This is a genomic window from Sphingomonas sp. BGYR3, assembly GCF_025153455.1.
In the GTDB taxonomy this organism is placed as follows: domain Bacteria; phylum Pseudomonadota; class Alphaproteobacteria; order Sphingomonadales; family Sphingomonadaceae; genus Sphingomonas.
The window spans coordinates 508,984-530,386 of record NZ_JANZNT010000002.1 but is presented as its reverse complement, the minus strand read 5'-3'; the positions used below and the strand labels follow the sequence as shown (position 1 = coordinate 530,386).

The following is a 21,403-nucleotide window of genomic DNA, read 5'->3' as shown; positions in this document are numbered from 1 at the left end:
ATCAATCCTCCAGGCTGAGCAGGCTGGCGTTCCCGCCGGCGCTGGTCGTATCGACACTGATCGCCCGTTCGACGCAGAACCGGTGCAGGTAATGCGGGCCCCCCGCCTTTGGCCCGGTGCCGGACAGACCTTCTCCGCCGAACGGCTGGCTGCCGACGACCGCGCCGATCATGCTGCGGTTGATATAGAGGTTACCCGCCCTCCCCTCAGCCTCAATCAGGTCGGCGGCGCGGGCGATGCGGCTGTGCAGGCCCATGGTCAGGCCATAGCCGCTGGCGTTCACGCGCGCGATGGTTTCGGCCAGCGCGCCCGCTTTCCACGTGGCGATGTGGAGCAGCGGCCCGAACCATTCGGCGGTCAGGTCCTCCGGCCGGTCCAACCCGATGATCGTCGGCGGGACGAACAGGCCGTCTGCGGGCGCATCGACGGTATGAACCCAGCGCGCCCGCTGGCTTTCGCGATAGGTCATCAGCCTGTCATAGGCGGCACGGTCGATCACCGGCCCGATATCGTTCGACGGATCGGCCGGATCGCCCAGGCGAAGCTGATCCATCGCGCCCTTCAGCATCCGGATCATGCCATCGGCAATCTCTTCCTGCACCAGCAGCAGGCGAAGCGCCGAACAGCGTTGACCGGCCGAGCGAAAGGCGCTGGTCAGCACATCGGCCGCCACCTGTTCGGGCAGCGCGGTGGAATCCACGATCATCGCGTTGATCCCGCCGGTTTCGGCGATCAGCGGCACGATCGGCCGCGTGTCGTCATCCAGCAGGCTGCGCGCGATTTTCTTTGCCGTGGCGGTCGATCCGGTAAAGGCAACGCCCGCCACCCGCGGATCGGCGACCAGGGCAGCGCCGACCTCAGGCCCGCCGGTCACCAGCACCAGCGCATCGGCGGGGATGCCGGCCTGATGCGCCAGTTCGACGGCGCGCGCGGCGATCAGCGGGGTTTGCGGCGCAGGCTTGGCCACCACGGTGTTGCCCGCGACCAGCGCAGCGGCATTCTGACCGGTAAAGATCGCCAGCGGGAAGTTCCACGGCGCCACCGTCGCCCAGACGCCGCGCCCGCCAAAGCGCAGTTCGTTCCGTTCCCCCGTCGGCCCCGGCAGGGTAACGGGCGACAGGCCGGTGCGCGCCTGATGCGCGTAATAGCGGCAGAAATCGGCCGCCTCGCGGATTTCGCCCAGCGCGTCGGGCAGCGTCTTGAACGCCTCCTTCACGCACAGCGCCATCAGCTCGATCCGGTTCGCCTCGATCAGGTCGGCATAGCAATCCAGCGCGGCGGCCCGCGCCGCCAGCGGCGTTGCCGACCATGCGGAAAAGGCCACGTGCGCGCGTGCGATGGCGCGGTCGGGCGTCTGTCCCCGATCGTTCGCCGCGGGCAAGGGCACCCCGGCGATCGCACCGGCAACGCCCGCCAGCACGGTCCGGTCATTCAGGTCCAGCCCCTCGCTGTTGCGCCATGCGCCCATCAGGTCGCGGGGCAGCGGGATGCTGGGATGCCGCGTCCCGCCCAGCGCCGCCACCTTTTCCACCGGATCGGCCAGCAGTTCGGCGTCCGAGGTGTCGGCATCGGCCAGCTGATGCACGAAACTGGAGTTCGCGCCATTTTCCAGCAACCGGCGGACCAGATAGGCCAGAAGGTCCCGGTGACCGCCGACCGGCGCATAGATGCGGCAGCGATAGCCGCGTTCCTGCACCAGCGCCTCGTACAGCCCCTCGCCCATGCCGTGCAGGCGCTGAAATTCGAAATCGCGGGAATCCCCCGCCCAATCCAGGATCGTCGCCACCGTCAGCGCATTATGGCTGGCAAAGGCCGGGCGGATGTTGCGCGCCGCCAGCATGTCGCGCGCACAGGCAAGATACGACACGTCGGTCGCCGCCTTGCGCGTGAACAGGGGATAATCCGACAGACCCTCGACCTGCGTCCGCTTGATCTCGCTGTCCCAATAGGCGCCCTTGACCAGCCGCACGTTCATCGGCCGGCCAAGCGCGTCGGCCCAGCCGATCACCGCCCGCGCGCGCTTGGAATAGGCCTGAACCGCCATGCCGAACCCGTCCCAGCCGGAAAGGGCGGGCCGCCGCGCGACATCGCCGATGATCGCCAGGCTCATTTCCAGCCGCTCGCTCTCCTCCGCATCCACGGTCAGCGCGATGTTCAGCCGGGCCGCCTCTGCCGCCAGTTCGGCAAGCATCGCGGTCAGTTCGGGCACGCAGCGTTCCCATTGCGCGACCTCGTATCGCGGATGGAGCGCGGACAGCTTGACCGACACCGAATGTCCGGCCGCCGGGTCAGCGCCAACGGCACGGATCGCCTGACCATAGGCCGCGAAATAGCGTTCGGCATCCTCCGCCGTCCGCGCCGCTTCGCCCAGCATGTCAAAGCTGGCCGTGAAGCCGTTGTTTTCCGGCCTTTTCATGCGGCGCATGGCTTCGTCGATGGTGCGGCCCATCACGAACACCTCGCCCATCATCTTCATGGCGGCGCCGACGGCCTGACGCACGAACGGTTCGCCGGCGCGAGAGAGCAGGCGGCGCAGCGGCCCGCCCTCCCCCTCGCCCACCAGCGCGCGGCCCATCACCAGGCCCCAGGTGGCGCTGTTCACCAGCGCGGAATTGGATTTCCCCGCATGGGCGCGCCAATCCGCATCGCCCAGCTTGTCCGCGATCAGCAGGTCGGCGGTTTCCGGATCGGGCACGCGCAGGAACGCCTCTGCCAGGCTGAGCAGGGCCACCCCCTCTGACGAGTTCAGGCGATATTCCTGCAGAAACTGGTTCACCCACCCCCGCGTCTGCGCCGCGCGCAGTTCCGCGATCAGGCCGGATGCTTCGGCAACGATACGCCCGCGCGACTCAGGGGTCGTCCGCGCACGCTCGATCAGGGGTTTTAGAACATCGGGTTCGCTGGCGCGGTGCAGGGCGACCATGGATTCTAGGGACATTGACGCTAGGACTTTCTATGCTTTCGTGTGCTCGGTCAGCCGAGGCTTGCAACCATGCCCTGCCCCGACCTAGATCATGGTTAGGCGCTATGCGACGAAAGTGCGCCGAGGGGAATGCCGTGCAGACGCTGACCATCCAGGAATATGCAGCAACCGCCGGGTCGGTGCGCGTATCCGATTGGGTGACGGTGACCCAGGCGATGATCGACCGTTTTGCCGAGGCGACGGGCGATCACCAGTTCATCCATGTCGATCCCGAACGGGCGGCGGCAACGCCGTTCGGCGGCACCATCGCGCACGGTTTCCTCACCCTGTCGCTGATGCCCATGCTGTCGGACAGCGCCGGGATGCCCCAGATCCGCGGCCTGCGCATGGGCGTGAATTATGGCGGGGAGCGTGTCCGTTTCCTGACCCCCGTCCGGTCGGGCAGCCGGGTGCGCGGCCATTTCAAGCTGCTGGCCGTCACTGAAAAGCGCCCCGGCCAGTGGCAACAGACGACCGAATTCACCGTGGAGATCGAGGGACAGGAAAAACCCGCCCTGATCGCCGAATGGATCGGCCAGATTTTCATCGATACCCCATAACCGAGAGGAACCGGACCCATGCGTTCAGCCGTCATCGTATCCACCGCCCGCACGCCGATCGGCCGCGCCTATCGCGGCGCGTTCAACAACCTGCCCGCCCCGACGCTGGCCGCCCATTCCATCCGGGCCGCCGTCGAGCGGGCCGGGATCGACGGGGCAGAGGTTCAGGACGTGGTGTTCGGCGCGGCGCTTCAACAGGGCAGCCAGGCAGGGAACATCGCCCGCAACGCCGCACTGCGCGCCGGCCTGCCCATTTCCGTCGCCGGCATGTCGGTCGACCGTCAGTGCGCATCGGGCCTGATGGCGATTGCCACGGCGGCCAAGCAGATCATCACCGACAATATGGACATCGCCATCGGTGGCGGGGTGGAAAGCATCAGCCTGGTTCAGACGCCGCAGATGCGGATCGCGCCGGACCCCGAATTGCTGGCGATGCACGGCGATATCTATATGCCGATGCTGCAGACGGCGGAAATCGTGTCCACCCGCTATGGCATCGGGCGCGACCGTCAGGACGCATATGGCCTTCGCTCGCAGCAGCGGACCGCAGCGGCGCAGGCCGCGGGCAAGTTCGACGACGAGATCATTCCGGTCACCGCGACGATGAACGTCGTTAACAAGGAGACCAAGGAAGTCACGCAAAAGGAAGTGACCCTGACCCGGGACGAGGGCAACCGCGCCGACACCACGGCAGAGGGTCTGGCCGCGCTTCAGCCCGTCATGGGGCCGAACGCACACATCACCGCGGGCAATGCCAGCCAGCTGTCCGACGGATCGTCGGCGGCCGTGCTGATGGAGGAAAAGGTCGCCGAAAAGCGCGGCCTGACCCCGCTGGGCCGCTATGTCGGCATGGCGGTGGCGGGCACCAAGCCCGATGAAATGGGCATCGGCCCGGTCTATGCCATCCCCGCCCTGCTTGAGCGGTTCAACCTCAAGATGGACGATATCGGCCTGTGGGAACTGAACGAGGCGTTTGCCGTGCAGGTCCTGTATTGTCAGGACACGCTGGGCATCCCGGACGAGCTGCTGAACGTCAATGGCGGCGCCATTTCCATCGGCCACCCGTACGGCATGAGCGGCGCGCGGATGACCGGCCATGCCCTGATCGAAGGCAAGCGGCGCGGCGCGAAATATGTCGTGGTCACCATGTGCGTCGGCGGCGGCATGGGCGCGGCCGGCCTGTTCGAGGTGCTGTGACGGGATGATAGGCAAAGGCTATGGCCATAACCACAGCCTTTGAGGATCGCGTGCCGGCTCCTGCTGCTAAGTAGGGTGACAGGCCCCCCGCCAAAGAGGGGGCCACACCGCAGGAGCCAAATGAGATGCAGATGATCCTGGCCACAGCGTCGGCAATCGCCGCCCTGGCCCTTCCCATCGACGCCCATCAAGTGACGATCCAGCACCAGGGCCGCGACGTGACCGCCGCCTATGGTGCGACGGTCGAGATCGAAACCCGCCAGCGCGGCATCGCTCCGCCGATGCGGGCCAGCACGCAGCAATGCGACTGGCAGGCGGTGGTGAAGGTCGAGCGGTCGGTGACCGGATCGACGCTGCCCGCCCGACTGGTCGCCACCGACCGCAGCCAGAAGGGGACGATCGCCGGCGATTGCCGGGCTCTGGCGCGTCAGATCGACCGCGCGATTGCCGGCCGTGCGCCCGCGATCCAGCAACGGCTGGCCGCGATTGCCAGCGAAGACCGCGCGACACTGCTTGCCGAAATCGACCGGCTGGCAGTAGTCGCGTCGAATGACTGATCGAAAGACGCTGATCCTGGCCGCCGCATCTCTGGCGGCGGCCATCCCCGCAACGCCGGCCATTGCACAGGACCGGACCGACGCCGCCCTGCTGGTCGAGGCGACGACCGATCATCGGCGGCGCGGCCTGTCGTGGAGCGACGGCGATCCCGCACTGGACGTCTATGGCTCGGTCACGGTCAGCGGCGTGGATATCGCCGCCCGTGCCGTTTCCACCCGCAACAGCGCCCGCCATGGCGGCGCGGATGCCGCCATCGACCTGATTGCGGGGATCAGCGAGGATGCCGGCCCGTTCACGCTGCGCGGCCGCGTGATCGGCCATTTCTTTCCGGGCAGCGACGACACCGCCTATGGCGAATTGAACGGAGAGGTGGGCGGTTCGCTCGGCCCGGTTCAGGTCGACCTGTCGGCCAGCTATGCGCCCGAACAGAGCAGCATTGGCGGGGACAATCTCTACCTGTCAGCCCGGGGCAGCGTTGGCGTGCCTGCAACGCCATGGACCCTGTCCGCCCATGTCGGCCGGTCGACCGGTTCGGTGGATGACCCCGTTCGCGCCAATCGCCTGCGCCCGGGCGGCAGCTATACCGACTGGGGCGTCAGCGCCGAATATGTGATCGGGCCGGCGACCGTTGGCGCCCGCTATACCGGCACGAATGTCCGGTTCGACACCCCCGCGCCTCCAATCGCGGATCGCACCAATTCCGGCGACCGGATCGCCCTGTTCGCTTCATTCGGGTTCTGATCGCGGAACCCGTCCCCCATCCGCCCGTTCGACGCGCATACCCCCGGAAAGGAGCGTCTGATGGACAAGATGGACAATGGCGATGTTGCGCAGGTGCGCGAGCGGATGTGGAAGAAGATGGCGGCCAGCCCGTTCGTGATGGTGCGGCTGGACGACAGTTTCGATCACGCCCTGCCGATGACCGCGATCCTGGACGAGGATGCGAATGGCAAGTTCTGGTTCTATACCAGCCGCGACAACCGGCTGGCATCCGGCGGATCGGCCATGGCCCAGTTCGCGTCAAAGGATCACAAACTGTTCGCCTGTATTTCCGGCCGCATCGTGCCCGAAACCGACACGGCGGTCATCGACCGCTATTGGTCGCCGATGGTCGAGGCATGGTTCGATGGCGGGCGCAACGACCCCAGCCTGCTGATGCTGCGGTTCGAGCTGAACGATGCGGAAATCTGGGAAGGCGACGAAAGCCTGACCGGCAAGTTGAAGATGCTGACCGGCATGAAGATCAAGCCGGAAGAAGCGGGGCGGCACGTCGAAACGACGCTGTAACCCGGCATCGCGGGCGCGCTTGACGATCGGTCAGGCGCGCCCGATGACGGCACCATGCACGGTCCCAGCCTGGCCCATCGAATCCGCGTGGAATCCCACGCCATCTGGCTGGCCGCGCGCGATCCGCGAACGCCGATCGCCGCCCGGCTGATCGGCCTATTCATCGCGGCCTATGCCCTGTCGCCCATCGACCTGGTTCCCGATTTCATCCCCGTGATCGGCCTGCTGGACGAGGCGGTGCTGATCCCGGCCGGGATGTGGGTGATGACGCGGATGATCCCGCCCGCGCTGATGGCCGAACATCGCGCCGCCGCGGAACGGGCGGCCCGCCGCCCGGTCAGCTGGGGCGGGATTGCCATCGTGCTTGCCGTCTGGGGAATGCTGATCTGGCTTGCCTATGGCTGGATCGCTGTCGCCTGGGACTGACCGGGCAGGTACGGCCGACGGCGGGTCAGCCGCCGTGCTTTTTCATCCATTCGACCATCACCGGCGCGATGCGGGTGCGCCATTTGCTGCCGTTGAAGATGCCGTAATGGCCGACACCCTCGGCCATGTGGTATTTCTTCATGGCAGGGGCGAGCTTTTTGGCCAGGGTCAGCGCGGCCTTGGTCTGGCCAAGGCCGGAAATATCGTCCCGCTCGCCCTCGATCGCCAGGATCGCGGTATCGGTGATTGCGGCAGGATCGACCGGGCGGCCGCGATGCGTCATCTCGCCCTTGGGCAGGGCGTGCCGCTGAAACACCACATCGATGGTCTGCAGATAGAATTCGGCGGTCATGTCGCAAACCGCGCGATATTCGTCGTAAAAGCGCATGGTCGCATCCGCGCTGTCGCCATCGCCCGCCACCAGGTGTTTGAACATTTCCCAGTGCGAAATCATGTGGTTGCCAAGGTTCATGGTCATGAACCCGGCAAGTTGCAGGAACCCCGGATATACCTGTCGCCCCGCGCCGGGATAGGTCATCGGCACGGTGGCAATCACATTCTGTTCGAACCAGGCGTGCGGCCGTTCCGTCGCCAGCGTGTTGACCGCCGTCGGCGCCTCACGCGTGTCGATGGGGCCGCCCATCATGGTCAGCGTCAGTGGGCGATTGGGATGCTTGTCCGCGTTCATCAGCGCGGCGGCGGCATAACAGGGTACCGATGGCTGACACACGGCCAGCACATGCGCCCGCGCATCGCCCTCTGCCCCGATATGGGCCAGGAATTCGATGACATAATCGATATAGTCATCCAGATCGAAGCTGCCGTCGCTGAGCGGCACCTGACGCGCGTCGCGCCAATCGGTGATGTACACGTCCGCTTCGGGCAGCATCCGCTGAACCGTGCCGCGCAGCAGCGTGGCGAAATGGCCCGACATCGGGGCGACGATCAGCAGTTTCGGCCCGCCGGTCACCCCTTCGCGGACAAAGTGCTTGAGCTGGCCGAACGGTTTGCGCAGCACGATTTCCTCATGCACCGCGACCGTCCGCCCGTCGATTTCCGTCTGGTGCAGGCCAAACGCCGGCTTGCCACGCGGCGCGGCGGCATGGGCGAACACCTCAAGCGCACTGGCCAGCACCGGGCCGCCGCCGAAATAGGCGAAGGGATTGGCGGGGTTGTTGAGCAATCCGGCGCTGAAATTGGCGAACGCGCTGGCCCCGGCCAGCATCGACCGCTGGAGTTCATAGGCGTTGTATAACATTCGATCCTGCCTTTGGCCCCTGATGTCCGCTTTTGCGGTTGAGGAGGGTTATACGCCCTGTCCGCTGCGGTGCAATGTGCCGAATACGCAGGCGCATCATTGCGGGACGTGAAGGCGCCGCTTTTCAATCCGGGTCGCGATCCCCATCTGCGGCGCCATGCAGCCATTTCCTGCCCATGCCGATGATCTTGATGCCACGCGGGACGAGGCATTCCGCCTGTTGCGGCGCGGGGTGGTGGACCGGAAAAGCCCGTTCCGCACGATGAATGTGGCGACGGTGGACGCGGACGGTTTGCCATCGGTGCGCACCGTCGTCCTGCGCGGGTTCGACCCGGCGGCACGGCTGATCCGCTTTCACACCGACCGGCGCAGCGCCAAGGTGACGGAAATCCAGCATCAGCCGCGCGTTGCGCTTCATGCCTATGACCGGGGGACGCAGGTGCAACTGCGCCTGTCCGGCACCGCCGCCATCCACAGCGGCGATGCGGCGGCGGAGGCGGCATGGGGCCGCTCTGCCCCCGGTGCCCGCGCCTGTTACGCCATTCAGCCCGCCCCCGGCACGCCGGTATCCCGGCCCGTGCCCGCACCGGCGATCGAGGATGAGGCGCAGGCCCGCGCCCAGTTCGTGCTGGTCGAGGTGGTTTTCGACACGCTGGAATGGTTGTGGCTGTCATCCGCCGGGCATCGCCGTGCGCGGTTCGACTGGCGCGGGGATGCGCCGGCCGCAACCTGGCTGGTCCAGTAAGATTGACCAAAGTCCCGGTTCCAACCGACGCGCGCATCGGCTAGGCCAGCGCCATGTCCGAAGCCGTTCCGACCGCCAGCCCGCCGTCTCCTCCCAAAAGAAAGCTGAGCAACCTCTCCATCGTCTGGCGTTATGTCGCGCGGTATCCGCTGCAACTGACGCTGGCGATCGTGGCGCTGATCGTGGCGGCATCGGCGACGCTGTACATCCCCTATACCTTCAAACAGGTGGTCGATAACGGCTTTCGCGTCGGCGCGGACCCCGCATCGATCGGGCCGTATTTCTATCGCCTGTTGATGGTGGTCGGCGTGCTGTCGATCGCGACGGCGATGCGATTCTTTTTCGTGTCGTGGCTTGGCGAACGCACCGTGGCGGACCTGCGCATTGCGGTGCAGACCAATTTGCTGCGCCTGGCCCCCGGCTGGTTCGAGGAAAACCGCCCGTCGGAAATCGCATCGCGACTGACCGCCGATACCGCGGTGGTCGAACAGGTGGTGGGGACCACCGTGTCCGTCGCGCTGCGCAACCTGCTGGTCGGGATTGGCGGGATCCTCTATCTGTTCGCCCTGGCGCCGAAGCTGGCCGCGATGCTGATCGTCGGCCTGCCGGTCATCATCCTGCCGATCGTCTGGCTGGGGTCCAAGCTACGCAGGTTCAGCCGGACCAGCCAGGACCGGGTTGCCGATATCGGATCGACCGCGTCGGAAACGCTGGGCGCGATGAAGATCGTGCAGGCGTTCGGCCAGGAACGGCGTGAGGCGGATCGCTTTGCCGGGGCGGTCGAGCGCGGCTTTGCCGCCGCCCGCCAGCGGTTCGGCACGCGCGCGGTGATGACCGCACTGGTCATCGGCATCCTGTTCGGGGCGGTCACGCTGATCATGTGGGACGCGGTGACCGATGTCGCCAATGGCCGCTTGACCGGCGGCGCGATCACCGCGTTCGTCCTGACCGCCGGACTGGTGACCGGAGCATTCGGCGCGCTGACCGAGGTGTATGGCGACCTGTTGCGTGCATCGGGCGCGGCCGCGCGGCTTGCCGAACTGCTGGCCGAAGAACCGAGCATCGCACCGCCCGCCAATCCGGTTGCCCTGCCCCAGCCGCCCATTGGTTCAATCCGGTTCACCGGGGTCGGGTTCCATTACCCCACCCGCCCCGAAACCGCCGCGCTCAATGATTTCACGCTGGACGTGAAACCGGGCGAGACGGTGGCCGTGGTCGGCCCGTCGGGTGCCGGCAAGTCGACGCTGTTTCAGCTCGCCCAGCGATTCTATGATCCCGAAACGGGCGAAATCGCCGTGGACGGCGTGCCGATCCGGCTGGCCGATCCGGCGGAGGTGCGTGCCCGCATCGCGGTGGTGCCCCAGGAAACGGTGATCTTTGCCGCATCGGCGCGCGACAATCTGCGCTATGGCCGCTGGGACGCGGATGAGGATGACATCTGGGCAGCGGCCGCCGCAGCCAATGCCGCAGAGTTTCTGAAGGCGCTGCCCATGGGCCTCGACACCTATCTGGGCGAGGGCGGCGCGCGCCTGTCCGGCGGTCAGCGGCAGCGCATAGCGATTGCCCGTGCGCTGCTGCGCGATTCGCCCATCCTGCTCTTGGACGAGGCGACTAGCGCGCTGGACGCGGAAAGCGAACGGCTGGTTCAGGATGCGCTCGACCGGCTGGTCCGCGGGCGCACGACGCTGGTCATCGCCCACCGGCTGGCGACGGTCCGCTCGGCCGACCGGATCATCGTCATGGACGGCGGCCGGATCGTCGAAACGGGCACCCATGCCGAACTGATCGTGCAGAACGGCCTGTATGCCCGGCTGGCCAGCCTGCAGTTCAACGAAGCGGCCTGAACCGCCCCCATTGCCGTAGCGGACTGGCCAAGGCGGGGCATTGCGTCCAAACTCGGCTGCGTCCGGATCAAAGGAGAGGATCATGAGCCGCGAATTCGATATCATCGTCTATGGCGCGACCGGCTTTACCGGCCAGCTGGTGGCGGAATATCTGGTGCAGCATCAGGGCGACGGGCCGATCCGCTGGGCGATGGCCGGACGATCGCTGACCAAGCTTGAGGAGGTTCGCAGCGCCATCGGTGCGCCGGCCGACCTGCCGCTGATCGCCGCCAATGCCGATGATCCCGCCGCGCTGAAGGCGATGGTTGCACGGGCCAGCGTCGTCATCACCACCGTCGGCCCGTATCAGCTATATGGCGAACCGCTGCTGGCCGCCTGCGCCGATGCTGGCACCGCCTATGTCGACCTGTGCGGCGAACCGGCATGGATGCGGCACATGATCGACAAATATGATGCCGCCGCCGCCAATTCCGGCGCGCGCATCGTCTTTTCCTGCGGGTTCGATTCCATCCCGTTCGACCTGGGCGTCCACACGTTGCAGGAGGCGGCACGCGCACGGTTTGGCGCGCCCGCCCCGCGCGTCAAATGCCGGATCCGGGTGATGAAGGGCACGTTTTCCGGCGGCACCTTTGCCAGTGCAAAGGCGACTATGGCCGCGGCCGCGCGCGATCCCGGCACGTTCAAGCTGCTGCTCGATCCCTTTGCGCTGACCCCCGGTTTTCGCGGGCCGGATCAGCCAAAGGGGATGCTGCCCGAATATGACCCGGCGGTCGGCGGCTGGGTCGCGCCGTTCATCATGGCGACGATCAATACCAAGAATGTGCACCGCACCAACGCGCTGCTCGATCACGCCTATGGCACCGATTTCGTCTATGACGAAATGGTCGTGGCGGGCCTGGGTGACATGGGCAAGGCGGCGGCAGAGGCACTGGCCAAGCTGAATCCCATGGCGGGCGACAAGGGGCCGAAACCCGGCGAGGGACCGTCAAGGGAAGAGCGCGAGGCCGGCCATTACGACATCCTGTTCATCGGCGAGATGGCGGATGGCGCGCGAGTTGAGGCAGTCGTCACCGGCGACCGCGACCCCGGCTATGGGTCGACATCCAAGATGATCGCCCAGAGCGCGCTGTGCCTGCTGCGCGACGTGCCGGTTAAGGGCAATGGCGGCGTCTGGACCGCCGGCGGCCTGATGGCGGAGCCGCTGCGCAAGCGGCTGATCGACCATGCCGGCCTGACCTTTACCGCGGGATAGGCGCGCGCCCTACCAGCGATAAAGGAACAGCACCCCGACTGCGACGAGCAGGGACAGGGCGATGGCGATCGGCACCTTGTTCAGTTCGCGCCGCTTCAGCTCGGCACCCAGCCGGTCCATGTCCAGCCAGTAATGACCGGGCGCCGTCTGGCGGATCACGCCTGCGCGGACCAGCGTCTGAAACTCCTTCAGCTCGCGGGGCCCCGGCGGGCGATATTCGATGGCATCGCCCGGCGTGATGGCGTGCAGCGCCATGAAATGCGCACGCACCCGGTGGCGGGCCGTTGCGGCGGCATTGACGATGCCGGCGCGAATGGGATCGGAATGGCTCACCGCTTTCGCCCCTGATGCCGGATATTGCCGGGCCGACCCCGCCGGTGGATCACCCGTTTTGGACCCCGGCCATTGCCGCCGCGCGGCGGTGCCTCCCCCGCCGACCCCTTGCCATCGGGCAGTTCGAAACGAAGCGCGCCCGACACGGGATTGGCCTCGACCAGCCGCAGCTTGAGCCGCTGACCCAGCGAAAACGCCTCGCCGCTATGTTCGCCGACCAGTTGCCGGGCACCCTCGTCATAGCGGAAATATTCGCGGCCCAGATCACGGGCGGGGACCAGCCCGTCGCCGCCGATTCCGTCGACCGTGGCGAAAAATCCGAACGGCTGAACCCCGGTGATCCGCGCATCCAGCACTTCGCCGACATGGGTCGACAGATAGGCCGCGACATAGCGGTCGATGGTATCGCGTTCCGCCTCCATCGCGCGGCGTTCCAGCGCGCTGATCCCCTCGCCCACCCGCTCCATCTCCGCCGGATCGGGCAGGCTGCCGCCCGGCCCCAGCCGATGCGCCTCCACCAGCGCGCGATGGACGACCAGGTCGGCATAGCGCCGGATGGGCGAGGTGAAATGCGCATAGCTGCCCAGCGACAGCCCGAAATGGCCGTGATTGGCGGGCGCATAATAGGCCTGGGTCTGGGTGCGCAGGATCTGCTCCATCACCTGCTGCCGGTAATCCACCTCGCCCAGCCGGTCGATGATGCGGTTGAACGTCGCGGGCCTGATGACCTGACCCAGCGCAAAGGGCAGGTCGAATGTTTCCAGATAATCCTTGAGCGCGACCAGCTTTTCGCGCGCAGGCGGTTCGTGCACGCGGTACATGCACGGCGCCTTTTTCGCCTCCAGCGCCTTGGCGGCGGCGACATTGGCGGCGACCATGTAATCCTCGATCAGCTTGTGCGCGTCGAGCCGCTCCCGCGGCGCAACCGACAGGATGCGGCCTTTCTCGTCCAGCACGATGCGCCGTTCGGGCAGGTCGAGGTCCAGCGGCTCCCGCTTGGCCCGCGCCTTGTTCAGTGCCGCCCAGCAATCCCAGAGCGGACGGAATGCCGTTTCGGTCAGCGGATGATCGAGCGTCCCGTCGATCGCGGCCTGTGCATCCTCATAGGCGATGTTGGCCGCCAGCCGGACGACCGCACGGGTAAAGCGCCAGCCCCTGATCGTCCCGTCCTTGCCGATGGTCAGGTGACAGGCGAGCGCCGCGCGATCCACGCCTTCCTTCAGCGAACAGACATCGGCCGACAGGATTTCGGGCAGCATCGGGACGACACGGTCGGGGAAATAGACGGAATTGCCTCGCTTGCGCGCCTCCCGGTCCAGCAGCGATCCGGGGCGGACATAGAAACTGACATCGGCGATGGCGACGATGGCTTTCCATCCCCCGGCATTGCCGGGATCGTCATCGGGCGCGGCCCAGACGGCATCGTCATGGTCGCGCGCATCGGCGGGATCGATGGCGACGATGGGCAGGTGGCGCAGATCCTCCCGCCCCTCGCCCAACGGCTGGCGGGCCGATGTTTCGGCTTCTTCCAGCAAATCCTCGGCAAAGACGTGCGGGATTTCGTGCTTGTGGATCGCCACCAGCGAAAAACTGCGCGGGGCAAAAGGGTCGCCCAGCCGCTCGACCACCTTTGCCGTGATGCGCGGCGGCCGCCCGGCCTTTTCGGCCAGCACCAGGTCGCCCGGCTCTGCCCCGCCGGCATCGGAGACGGGAAAATCGCGCCGCTCCTTTTTCTCCACCCCCTGCAGCCACAGCCGGTCGCCCTCGCGGTGCAGCACGCCAAGCATCAGCGCCTGAGACGGGGCGAGCTTCTTCATCGGATGGGCGATCCATCCCTTCCCCGCCTCTTCCGTCCGGGCAAGCACGCGGTCGCCGACGCCAAGCGCGGACGATCGGCTGCGCTCGCGGATGCGCACGCGGGGCATCGGCACCGCCTCTGCCTCCCACCGTTCGGGTTCGGCCCAGATGTTGCCACCGTCATCGACATCGACGATGCGCAGCACCGTCACCTTGGGCAGGCCGCCCATGGCGTGGAATGCCCGGCCAGGCGCGCTGTCGATCAGCCCTTCGTCGCCCATGTCCTTGAGCAGCGCCTTCAGCGCGATCTTCTCATTGCCCTTCAGGCCAAAGGCGCGCGCGATTTCCCGTTTGCCCGCCGGGGTGTCGGACTTGGCGATGAAATCGAGGATCTGCTGCCGCGTCGGCAGGCCGGGGGGAAGTGCCATGGGCCAGACATAGGCAGTCCGCGCCCCGCCGTCACCTGTCCCCGAATCAATATGCGCGCGCGACCAGGATGCGCTCAACCGCAGGTTCGCCGGTAAAGATGCAGGCACCCGTTGCGGGGGCGGCATCATTCGGCACGTTGCGGAAGGTGAGCTTCAGCGCCTTCAGCCGTTCGACCACCTTGTCCAGCGCAGCGCCGGTCGGCCGCGACCAGCTGACCTCGACCCAGCCGGGATAGCGGTTGCCCTCGGCAAAATGCGCCTCGATGCCCGCAAAGTCGGTCACGTCGCGGCGGATATTCGCCTCCAGCCGCTCGCGCGCCTGTCCGTGCAGCGATCCCTGGATTTCGGCCAGCAACGCGGACGCGCCGTCGATGAACTCCCCGCGCGGCTGGACGGTGCTGTCCAGCTTGCCATCCGGGCGATACAGCCGGTCGCGGCGGATGACCGACACATTGCCGCCCGCCTGATCGCGCGGGCCAACCTCGACGATCACCGGCGCGCCCTTTTTCACCCAGCCCCAACGCTTGCTCGCCGCCTTTGCGGGCTTGAGGTCGAGCAGCGCGCGCACCGGCTCGCCCAGCGCGGTCTGCCGGGCCAGCGCGGCCTGAAGCTCGCGGCAATAGGCGATCACTGCCTCATCCTCCGGCCCATCGCGCAGCATGGGCACGATCACCACCTGCCACGGCGCGATGGCCGGCGGCACGCGCAGGCCATCGTCATCGCCATGCACCATGATGACGCCGCCGATCATGCGGGTGGACACGCCCCAGCTGGTCGTCTGCGCCAGCTCAAGCTCGCCGTTCGCGTTCTGGAACCGGATGTTCTGCGCCGACGAAAAGGTGGTGCCAAGGAAGTGGCTGGTGCCGGCCTGCAGCGCCTTGCCATCCTGCATCATCGCTTCGATGGAATAGGTGGATACGGCGCCGGGAAACCGTTCATTTTCCGGCTTTTCGCCAGCCACCACCGGCAGCGCCAGGCAATCCTCGGCAAAGCTGCGATACACCTCCAGCATCTTCATCGTTTCCTCGCGCGCCTCGTCCACCGAAGCGTGCGCGGTATGCCCTTCCTGCCACAGGAATTCGGACGTGCGCAGGAACATGCGCGTACGCATTTCCCAGCGCACCACATTGGCCCATTGGTTGATCAGGACGGGCAGGTCGCGCCACGACTGAATCCAGCGGCTGAACGCGGCACCGATCACCGTTTCCGACGTGGGCCGCACGACCAGCGGCTCCTCCAGCTTGGCAGAGGGATCGGGCACCAGCCGCCCGTCCTGCTGAATCAGCCGGTGGTGCGTGACGACGGCCATTTCCTTGGCAAATCCGTCGACATGCTCCGCCTCCTTCTCGAAATAGGAAAGCGGGATGAACAGCGGGAAATAGCAGTTTTCATGCCCCGTCGCCTTGATGCGATCGTCCAGCAGCCGCTGCACCCGTTCCCAGATGCCATAGCCCCATGGCCGGATGACCATGCACCCGCGCACACCGCTTTCCTCGGCCAGATCGGCCTCGGCGATGACTTGCTGATACCAGGCGGCGAAATCGGCTTCGCGCGTGACGGACAGGGCGTGCTTGCTCATGGGCCAAGCGGATAGCAGCGCAGGCGCACGGGGCAAGGGGTTGCGGGCAAGCGGCGGTCGCGATCAACCCGCCATCATCCTCCCCCGCCAGGGGGAGGTGTCGCCAACGGCGACGGAAGGGGGCGGCATCCCATCCGCACTCTGGCCATGCCCCCCTCCGACCCGCTGGCGCGGGCCACCTCCCCCTGTCAGGGGGAGGATGGGTTGGGCAGCGCGTTCGGAAAAACCGGTGCGATCGCTCGACATGGCGGCAGGAACGGCTATGGCCGGGCCATGCCTGCCGAACGCATCCTGACCGGCATCGGCCTGCGGTTGCTGGCCATATTCCTGCTTTCGGCAATGACCGCGCTGGTCAAGCTGGCGGTTCAGCGCGGGGCGACGCTGCCCGAAACCATGTTCTATCGGCAGCTTGCATCGCTGCCCGTCGTGCTGGCCTTTGTCGCGGCGGGACCGGGGCTGGCGTCGCTTCGCACGCGGCGGTTCGGCGCGCATCTGCGCCGGGCGGTGGTGGGAACGATGGGCATGGTCTTTACCTTTGGCTCGGTCCTGCTGCTGCCGCTGGCCGAGGCGACGGTGTTGTCGTTCACTGTGCCGATCTTTGCCACGATCATGGGCGCCCTGTTCCTGAACGAGCGGGTGGGCGTGCATCGCTGGGGTGCCGTGATCGTCGGGTTTGTCGGCGTGCTGATCGTTGCGCAGCCATCGGGCGGGCATTTCCCGCTGGTCGGCACGGTCGTCGGGCCGCTTGCCGCCCTGTTCGTCGCGGTGGTCGCCATCCTGCTGCGCCAGATCGGCCAGACGGAACCGACCGGCACTACCGTCTTCTGGTTCGCCACCCTGTCGCTGGTGCCGTTATCCATCGCCTATGCCGTGGTGGCGCGCGCGCATGATCCGCTGACCTGGGCGCTGCTGATCGGGACCGGGGTGATCGGCGGGATGGGGCAGCTGGCGCTGACCGGCGCAGTCCGCTTTGCGCCCGTCAGCGCGGTGGTGCCGATGGATTATTCCGGCCTGATCTGGGCCACTTTGCTGGGCTGGACCCTGTTCGCCGCCCTGCCCACATCGACCACATGGCTGGGCGCGCCGATCATCATCGGGTCGGGCCTGTATATCGCGTGGCGGGAGCGGCGACGCAGCGCCCCGGTTACTGGCGGCGGAACACCAGCATAAGGTTGTTGGCGGGCATCTCGATCCGCTCCGTCAGCGACAGGCCATGCGCGGCCCCTGCCTCTGCCATGGCCGCCACGGACCTGAGCCCCCAGCGCGCGTCCCGATCTTTTAGCGACCGGTCGAACGCCAGGTTCGACGCCGCCGTCTCAACCCCGTCCTGAACAAACGGGCCATAAAGGATCAGCAGCGCCCCGGCCGCCAGCACCCGCCCCGCCCCCGCCATCAGTCCGGTCGACGCCGCCCATGGCGCGATATGGACCATGTTGGCGCAAAACAGCGCATCGGCCCGATCGACCGGCCATTGCGGGGCGGCGGCATCGATCCTCACCGGCGGGCGGACATTGGCCATGCCGTCCGTCCAGGCCGCAATCGATGCAAGCGCAGCCGCGTCCGGATCGCTGGGTTGCCAGGTCAGCGCGGGGAACAGCGGCGCGAAATAGGCGATATGCTCGCCCGACCCGCTCGCCACCTCCAGCACCGTGCCGCTGGCGGGCAACAGCGCGCGCAGCTCGATCAGGATGGCGTCACGGTTGCGCAGCGTCGCCGGCGCGTGCTTGCGCACATCCGGCCCCGCTTCGCCCGGCGTCCATGGGGCAGGTCCGGTCACAGGCGAACCGGCCGCCGCGCGCGCGACAGGGCAAGGTACAGCAGCAGCCCGGCCGGCCCCGCCAGAAAGCACAGGATCAACGGCACCACCTGAACCCAGCGCCGCATCCCGATCCGGTCCGCATCGGATGCGATCCACAGCCCGGTCATCAGGTCGAACGCCAGATAATGGGTCCAGCCGATAACCACGCCGCCATCGGTGGCAAAGATCGCGCGGATGCCCGCAATCGTGCTGAAATCAGGGGCCGGGCCGTCGGCCGCGCCGAACGCGCCGGACAGGGCCAGCGCGATCAACAGGGCATAGAGCGCGCACAGCCCGCCGACCACGCCCCAGCGCAGCGCCGGGATCAGCCAGCGCGGCCGGGGTGCGAACACCAGCGGCAGCCAGGCCAGCAGGGCAATCAGGTTGACGATGCCGAACAGCGTCTCCCACGTCATCGGCATCGCCTTTCCCGATTGATCCTCCGGTTACTCCGCCGCCTCGGCCAGCGGCGCATCCTTCCACACCAGCACCGGCTTGCGCGCGGCCTGCGTTTCGTCCAGCCGCCGGCGCGGCGCGAAATGCGGCGCGGACTTCAGCGTGGCGTCGCCCGCCTTTGCCCGTTCCGCCACGCTGCGCAGCGCACCGATGAACTGATCCAGCGCCGCCTTGGATTCCGTTTCGGTCGGCTCGACCAGCATCGCGCCATGGACGACCAGCGGGAAATAGACGGTCATGGGGTGATACCCCTCGTCAATCAGCCCCTTGGCCACGTCCAGCGTCGAAAAGCCCTCTGCCAGGTTATCGTCGCTGAACAGCGCCTCGTGCATGCACGGGCCGCTGGCGGCGAACGGCGCGTCCAGCACGCCCTCCAGGCTGCGCAGAACATAATTGGCGTTGAGGACGGCGTCCTCTGCCACCTGCTTCAGGCCATCCGCGCCATGGCTCAGGATATAGCTGAGCGCGCGGGTGAACATCCCCATCTGGCCATGGAACGCGACCATGCGGCCAAAGCTGTCGGCATGATGCTCGCCCGCCGTTTCTTCCTCGACCAGGCGGAACCCGTCCGCAGTCTTTTCCACGAACGGCAGCGGCGCGAACGGCGCCAGCGCCTCGGACAAGACGACCGGGCCGGAACCGGGGCCGCCGCCGCCATGCGGGGTCGAGAAGGTCTTGTGCAGGTTGATGTGCATGGCATCGACGCCCAGGTCGCCGGGGCGGACCCGGCCGACAATGGCGTTGAAGTTCGCGCCGTCGCAATAGACATACCCGCCCGCCGCGTGCACCGCGTCCGAAATCGCGCGCAAATCGCGCTCGAACAGGCCGCAGGTATTGGGGTTGGTTATCATCACACCCGCCACGTCCGGGCCAAGCCGCGCCTTCAGCGCCGCAAAATCCACGCGGCCTTCGGGCGTTGCCGGAATATCCTCGACCGTAAAGCCCGCAAAGGCGGCCGTCGCCGGGTTGGTGCCATGCGCGCTTTCCGGCACCAGGATCACCTTGCGGGGATCGCCGCGCTTTTCCAGCGCCGCCTTGATCGCCAGGATGCCACACAGCTCGCCATGGGCCCCTGCCTTGGGGCTCATCGCGACGGCGTGCATCCCGGTCAGCGTGATCAGCCAGTGCGCCAGTTCGTCGATCAGGCCGAGCGCGCCCTGAACCGTGTCCACCGGCTGAAGCGGATGGATGTCGGCAAATCCGGGCAGCCGGGCCATCCGCTCATTGAGGCGCGGATTGTGCTTCATCGTGCACGACCCCAGCGGGAACAGGCCAAGGTCAATGGCATAATTCTGGCGGCTGAGGCGGGTATAGTGCCGCACCGTTTCCGGCTCGGCCAGGCCGGGCAGGCCAACCGGCGCACGGCGGGCAAGACCGCCCAGCCGATCGGCGACCTCGGGTGCCGGGGCGATATCGACGCCCGTCGTCTCCGTCGATCCGATTTCGAAGATCAGCGCCTCTTCCAGCATCAGCGCGCGGTTACCGGTAAAGGTCCCCGCCGCTTCGCTGCCCGCGCCATTGCCCATTTCCGGGCGCCATCCGCTCTGATTGATCGCGTTCATGCCAGCACCTCCTGAAGGCCGCTTGCCAGCGCCTCGATATCCTCGTCCGTCACCGTTTCCGTCACCGCCACGACCAGCCCGTTCGCCAGCGCATCGTTGCCGGGATACAATCGGCCCAGCGACACCCCGGCCAGCACGCCGCGATCGGCCAGCGTGCGGACGACCGGGCGGGCTTCCTTGCTCAGCTTGACGGTGAATTCGTTGAAGAACGCGTCGTTGACGATCTCCACCCCCGGCACGCTGGCCAGCCGGTCGGCCACCTGCACCGCGCGGGCGTGGTTCAGGGCGGCCAGATCGCGCAGCCCCTTTTCCCCCAGCAGCGTCATGTGCACCGAAAAGGCGAGCGCACACAGGCCGCTGTTGGTGCAGATGTTGCTGGTCGCCTTTTCGCGGCGGATATGCTGTTCGCGCGTCGACAGCGTCAGCACGAAACCGCGCTTGCCCGACGCATCGACCGTTTCCCCGCACAGCCGGCCCGGCATCTGCCGAACCAGCTTTTCGCTGCATCCGAACAGGCCGACATACGGGCCGCCGAACTGCAGGCCGACGCCCAGCGACTGACCCTCGCCCACCACGATGTCCGCGCCCATTTCGCCGGGGCTGCGGATCGCGCCCAGCGCGACCGGTTCGGTGACGACGACGATCAGCAGCGCCTTGTTGGCATGGCAGGCATCGGCCAGCGGGGTCAGATCCTCGATCCGGCCCAGAATGTCGGGATACTGAACCACGACACAGCTGGTGTCGCCGTCGATCTGCGCGATCAACTCGGCCTGATCGGTCTGCGGCGTCAGCGCGGGCAGGCGGGTGATCAGCTGATCCCCGGTATATTTCGCCATGGTGTTGGCAACGGAGACGTAATGCGGGTGAAGCCCGGCCGACAGGATCGCCTTGCCCCGCCGCGTCACCCGGCGCGCCATGCCGATCGCTTCCCAGCACGCGGTCGACCCGTCATACATCGACGCATTGGCCACATCCGTGCCGAACAGCCGCGCAACCTGCGTCTGGAATTCGAACAGCATCTGCAGCGTGCCCTGCGCGATTTCCGGCTGATAGGGCGTATAGGCGGTAAGGAACTCGCCGCGCTGGATGATGTGATCGACCGTCGCCGGCACATGGTGGCGATAGGCGCCGCAGCCAAGAAAGAACGGCACCTCGCCCGCCACCGTGTTTTTGGCCGCCAGCGCCTTCAGATGGCGTTCGACCGCCATTTCGCTGGCATGGTTTGGCAGGCCGCGGATCGGCCCGTTCAGCCGGGCTTCCTCCGGCACGTCGAGGAACAGATCGTCGATGCTGGCAGCACCGATCGTTGCGAGCATCGCCTCGCGGTCAGTCTGGGTCAGGGGCAGATAGCGCATAAGTGC

Annotated in this window: 19 protein-coding genes; 10 read left to right on the top strand and 9 right to left on the bottom strand. The window is 66.9% G+C overall.

From position 1 onward, the window contains the following. Position 1 precedes the first annotated feature (1 nt). Entirely contained in the window at positions 2-2,923 is a 2,922-nt protein-coding gene (putA, locus tag NYR55_RS14400; protein WP_260022399.1) for a bifunctional proline dehydrogenase/L-glutamate gamma-semialdehyde dehydrogenase PutA, read from the bottom strand. A 134-nt stretch (positions 2,924-3,057) separates the two neighbouring features. Here putA and NYR55_RS14395 point away from each other — a divergent pair, with 134 nt between their 5' ends. The 6 genes from NYR55_RS14395 (at position 3,058) to NYR55_RS14370 (ending at position 6,990) form a co-directional block, all read left to right on the top strand. Further along, positions 3,058-3,522, top strand: a complete 465-nt coding sequence (locus NYR55_RS14395) for a MaoC family dehydratase (protein WP_260022250.1) — start codon at positions 3,058-3,060, stop codon at positions 3,520-3,522. An 18-nt stretch (positions 3,523-3,540) separates the two neighbouring features. Continuing rightward, a complete protein-coding gene (locus NYR55_RS14390) occupies positions 3,541-4,719 on the top strand; it encodes an acetyl-CoA C-acyltransferase (RefSeq protein WP_260022249.1) in 1,179 nt (392 codons plus the stop codon). Positions 4,720-4,844: 125 nt separating this feature from the next. Further along, on the top strand, positions 4,845-5,276 hold the full coding sequence (locus tag NYR55_RS14385) for a hypothetical protein (protein ID WP_260022248.1): 432 nt from the start codon (positions 4,845-4,847) through the stop codon (positions 5,274-5,276). Beyond that, complete coding sequence (locus NYR55_RS14380; RefSeq protein WP_260022247.1) at positions 5,269-6,018, top strand: TorF family putative porin; 750 nt, start codon at positions 5,269-5,271, stop codon at positions 6,016-6,018. The genes NYR55_RS14385 and NYR55_RS14380 overlap by 8 nt, the downstream gene beginning before the upstream one ends. Before the next feature lie 69 nt (positions 6,019-6,087). Continuing rightward, positions 6,088-6,564 (top strand): pyridoxamine 5'-phosphate oxidase family protein, encoded by a 477-nt coding sequence (locus tag NYR55_RS14375; RefSeq protein WP_260022397.1) that lies wholly within the window; start codon positions 6,088-6,090, stop codon positions 6,562-6,564. Positions 6,565-6,618: 54 nt separating this feature from the next. Next, positions 6,619-6,990 carry a YkvA family protein gene (locus NYR55_RS14370; protein ID WP_260022246.1) on the top strand — a complete coding sequence of 124 codons (372 nt, stop codon included), beginning with the start codon at positions 6,619-6,621 and terminating at the stop codon, positions 6,988-6,990. Between the two features lie 25 nt (positions 6,991-7,015). Here the strand turns inward: NYR55_RS14370 and phaZ are convergent, their stop codons facing one another. Continuing rightward, positions 7,016-8,248, bottom strand: coding sequence for a polyhydroxyalkanoate depolymerase (gene phaZ / locus NYR55_RS14365; RefSeq protein ID WP_260022244.1), 1,233 nt, complete (start codon positions 8,246-8,248; stop codon positions 7,016-7,018). Between the two features lie 157 nt (positions 8,249-8,405). Here phaZ and NYR55_RS14360 point away from each other — a divergent pair, with 157 nt between their 5' ends. From NYR55_RS14360 to NYR55_RS14350, 3 genes are all read left to right on the top strand, one after another. Beyond that, positions 8,406-8,993: a pyridoxamine 5'-phosphate oxidase family protein gene (locus NYR55_RS14360; protein ID WP_260022242.1), complete on the top strand. Its 588-nt coding sequence runs from the start codon at positions 8,406-8,408 to the stop codon at positions 8,991-8,993. Positions 8,994-9,046: 53 nt separating this feature from the next. Beyond that, a complete protein-coding gene (locus NYR55_RS14355) occupies positions 9,047-10,837 on the top strand; it encodes an ABC transporter transmembrane domain-containing protein (protein ID WP_260022241.1) in 1,791 nt (596 codons plus the stop codon). 82 nt (positions 10,838-10,919) lie between these two features. Further along, entirely contained in the window at positions 10,920-12,089 is a 1,170-nt protein-coding gene (locus tag NYR55_RS14350; RefSeq protein WP_260022240.1) for a saccharopine dehydrogenase NADP-binding domain-containing protein, read from the top strand. Between the two features lie 9 nt (positions 12,090-12,098). Here the strand turns inward: NYR55_RS14350 and NYR55_RS14345 are convergent, their stop codons facing one another. The 3 genes from NYR55_RS14345 to proS are packed head-to-tail and all read right to left on the bottom strand — an operon-like array spanning position 12,099 to position 16,226. Then, entirely contained in the window at positions 12,099-12,422 is a 324-nt protein-coding gene (locus tag NYR55_RS14345) for a hypothetical protein (protein WP_260022239.1), read from the bottom strand. Then, on the bottom strand, positions 12,419-14,647 hold the full coding sequence (locus NYR55_RS14340) for a VacB/RNase II family 3'-5' exoribonuclease (protein ID WP_260022238.1): 2,229 nt from the start codon (positions 14,645-14,647) through the stop codon (positions 12,419-12,421). Before NYR55_RS14340 ends, NYR55_RS14345 begins: the two co-directional genes overlap by 4 nt. Before the next feature lie 46 nt (positions 14,648-14,693). Next, positions 14,694-16,226 carry a proline--tRNA ligase gene (gene proS / locus NYR55_RS14335; protein WP_260022237.1) on the bottom strand — a complete coding sequence of 511 codons (1,533 nt, stop codon included), beginning with the start codon at positions 16,224-16,226 and terminating at the stop codon, positions 14,694-14,696. 273 nt (positions 16,227-16,499) lie between these two features. Between proS and NYR55_RS14330 the strand changes: the two genes are divergently transcribed. Continuing rightward, positions 16,500-17,396 carry a DMT family transporter gene (locus NYR55_RS14330; protein ID WP_260022236.1) on the top strand — a complete coding sequence of 299 codons (897 nt, stop codon included), beginning with the start codon at positions 16,500-16,502 and terminating at the stop codon, positions 17,394-17,396. On the opposite strand, the gene NYR55_RS14325 is transcribed toward NYR55_RS14330, so the two are convergent. Genes NYR55_RS14325 through gcvPA form a run of 4 tightly spaced genes read right to left on the bottom strand, consistent with a single transcriptional unit; the run spans position 17,371 to position 21,397 of the window. Continuing rightward, positions 17,371-18,003 (bottom strand): class I SAM-dependent methyltransferase, encoded by a 633-nt coding sequence (locus tag NYR55_RS14325; protein ID WP_260022234.1) that lies wholly within the window; start codon positions 18,001-18,003, stop codon positions 17,371-17,373. The genes NYR55_RS14330 and NYR55_RS14325 overlap by 26 nt on opposite strands. Continuing rightward, complete coding sequence (locus tag NYR55_RS14320; protein ID WP_260022233.1) at positions 18,000-18,440, bottom strand: ABA4-like family protein; 441 nt, start codon at positions 18,438-18,440, stop codon at positions 18,000-18,002. Before NYR55_RS14320 ends, NYR55_RS14325 begins: the two co-directional genes overlap by 4 nt. A gap of 30 nt (positions 18,441-18,470) precedes the next feature. Further along, positions 18,471-20,042 (bottom strand): aminomethyl-transferring glycine dehydrogenase subunit GcvPB, encoded by a 1,572-nt coding sequence (gene gcvPB / locus NYR55_RS14315; RefSeq protein WP_260022232.1) that lies wholly within the window; start codon positions 20,040-20,042, stop codon positions 18,471-18,473. After that, positions 20,039-21,397: an aminomethyl-transferring glycine dehydrogenase subunit GcvPA gene (gcvPA, locus tag NYR55_RS14310; RefSeq protein ID WP_260022230.1), complete on the bottom strand. Its 1,359-nt coding sequence runs from the start codon at positions 21,395-21,397 to the stop codon at positions 20,039-20,041. Before gcvPA ends, gcvPB begins: the two co-directional genes overlap by 4 nt. Between the last annotated feature and the right edge of the window lie 6 nt (positions 21,398-21,403).

Bases quoted from the DNA above. Each gene is read 5' to 3' on its own strand.
- NYR55_RS14355 (WP_260022241.1), top strand. From the start codon at position 9,047: ATGTCCGAAGCCGTTCCGACCGCCAGCCCGCCGTCTCCTCCCAAAAGA.
- phaZ (WP_260022244.1), bottom strand. From the start codon at position 8,248: ATGTTATACAACGCCTATGAACTCCAGCGGTCGATGCTGGCCGGGGCC.
- NYR55_RS14320 (WP_260022233.1), bottom strand. From the start codon at position 18,440: ATGACGTGGGAGACGCTGTTCGGCATCGTCAACCTGATTGCCCTGCTG.
- NYR55_RS14340 (WP_260022238.1), bottom strand. From the start codon at position 14,647: ATGGCACTTCCCCCCGGCCTGCCGACGCGGCAGCAGATCCTCGATTTC.
- NYR55_RS14370 (WP_260022246.1), top strand. From the start codon at position 6,619: ATGCACGGTCCCAGCCTGGCCCATCGAATCCGCGTGGAATCCCACGCC.
- NYR55_RS14360 (WP_260022242.1), top strand. From the start codon at position 8,406: ATGCAGCCATTTCCTGCCCATGCCGATGATCTTGATGCCACGCGGGAC.
- NYR55_RS14385 (WP_260022248.1), top strand. From the start codon at position 4,845: ATGCAGATGATCCTGGCCACAGCGTCGGCAATCGCCGCCCTGGCCCTT.
- gcvPB (WP_260022232.1), bottom strand. From the start codon at position 20,042: ATGAACGCGATCAATCAGAGCGGATGGCGCCCGGAAATGGGCAATGGC.
- NYR55_RS14375 (WP_260022397.1), top strand. From the start codon at position 6,088: ATGGACAATGGCGATGTTGCGCAGGTGCGCGAGCGGATGTGGAAGAAG.
- gcvPA (WP_260022230.1), bottom strand. From the start codon at position 21,397: ATGCGCTATCTGCCCCTGACCCAGACTGACCGCGAGGCGATGCTCGCA.
- NYR55_RS14350 (WP_260022240.1), top strand. From the start codon at position 10,920: ATGAGCCGCGAATTCGATATCATCGTCTATGGCGCGACCGGCTTTACC.
- NYR55_RS14380 (WP_260022247.1), top strand. From the start codon at position 5,269: ATGACTGATCGAAAGACGCTGATCCTGGCCGCCGCATCTCTGGCGGCG.
- proS (WP_260022237.1), bottom strand. From the start codon at position 16,226: ATGAGCAAGCACGCCCTGTCCGTCACGCGCGAAGCCGATTTCGCCGCC.
- putA (WP_260022399.1), bottom strand. From the start codon at position 2,923: ATGGTCGCCCTGCACCGCGCCAGCGAACCCGATGTTCTAAAACCCCTG.
- NYR55_RS14390 (WP_260022249.1), top strand. From the start codon at position 3,541: ATGCGTTCAGCCGTCATCGTATCCACCGCCCGCACGCCGATCGGCCGC.
- NYR55_RS14330 (WP_260022236.1), top strand. From the start codon at position 16,500: ATGCCTGCCGAACGCATCCTGACCGGCATCGGCCTGCGGTTGCTGGCC.